This window comes from Azospirillum aestuarii (genome assembly GCF_016632405.1).
Taxonomy (GTDB): Bacteria; Pseudomonadota; Alphaproteobacteria; order Azospirillales; family Azospirillaceae; genus Azospirillum; species Azospirillum aestuarii.
This window is the reverse complement of sequence record NZ_JAEPIV010000094.1, coordinates 1-1,199: the sequence shown is the minus strand read 5'-3', so window position 1 is coordinate 1,199 and position 1,199 is coordinate 1. Positions and strand designations below refer to the sequence as shown.

Annotated in this window: 1 pseudogene; it reads left to right on the top strand. The window is 73.8% G+C overall.

The features are described 5' to 3' along the window. Window positions 1-1,199 (top strand): annotated as a pseudogene (locus JJL56_RS32760) (Ig-like domain-containing protein); the annotation flags it as partial.

Sequence of the window (1,199 nt, the reverse complement as noted above, 5' to 3'; positions counted from 1 at the left end):
ACCCTCAACTTCACCGGCGCCAACGACAGCCCGATCCTGTCCGGCGACGTCCGCAGCCTGACCGCCATCGACCAGGGCATCGCCGACGCCGCCAACACCGGCACCACCGTCACCGCCCTGCTGGCCTCCGCCGGCACCGCCACCGACGCGGAGTACGACAGCCCGGTCCCGATGGTCACCGTCGTCCCGCTGGGCATCGCCGTCACCGGCGTGACCAACACCAACGGCACCTGGCAGTACAAGGTCGGCAACGGCGCCTGGACGGACATTCCCACCGGCTCGTCCAACGGCGCGGCGCTGCTGCTCGCCGGGTCGGACCGCGTGCGCTTCGTGCCCAGCGGGTCGGGCTTCACCAGCACCGACACCGGCGGCCTGACCTTCAAGGCGTGGGATCTGACCAGCGGCACGGCGGGCGGCACCGCCGACACCAGCGCCGACGCCTACAGCACGGGCAGCGCCACCGCGACGATCGCCGTCGACGCCGTGCCGACCCTGACCGCGACCGGCGGAGCCAAGACCTTCGGCGTCGGGGTGGACAGCGCGACCAGCCTGTTCAGCGGCGTGGCGGCCTCCACGGTGGAGGCGGGGCAGAGCTTCCGCGGCGTGGTGTTCACCGTCGGCGGGGTGATCGACGCCAGCGAGGTCCTGACCATCGGCGGCACCGACGTCGCCCTGACCAACGGCGCCACCGCCACCCTGACCGGGCTGGGCGCCGCGGGCGGCGCCGCCGGCGTGACCGTGTCGGTGGTCGGCGGTGTCGCCACGGTGACCGTCACCGGGCTGGAGCGCAGCGACGCGCAGATGAGCGCGCTTCTGGGCGGCGTCGCCTACAAGAACACCAGCGGGACGGCGACGCTGGGCAACCGCACGGTGGCCATCGCCAGCCTGACCGACAGCGGCGGCGCCACCGGCAGCGCGACCATCTCCGGGGTCAGCACGGTGGTGAGCGTGGCCGACGTCACGCCGCCGGCGGTTCCCGTCATCACCAGCGCGGCGCTGACCAACAGCGCCACCCCGACCCTGGCCGGCACGGCGGAGGCCGGCAGCACGGTGACCGTCACGGTGGGCGGCGCGACCTACAGCACGACGGCGACGGGCGGGACCTGGAGCATCGACCTCGCCACCGCGACGCCGACCGCCGGTTCGCTCAGCCTGAACGCCAACGGGTCCAACCCGGTGTCGGTCACCGCCAAGGACGC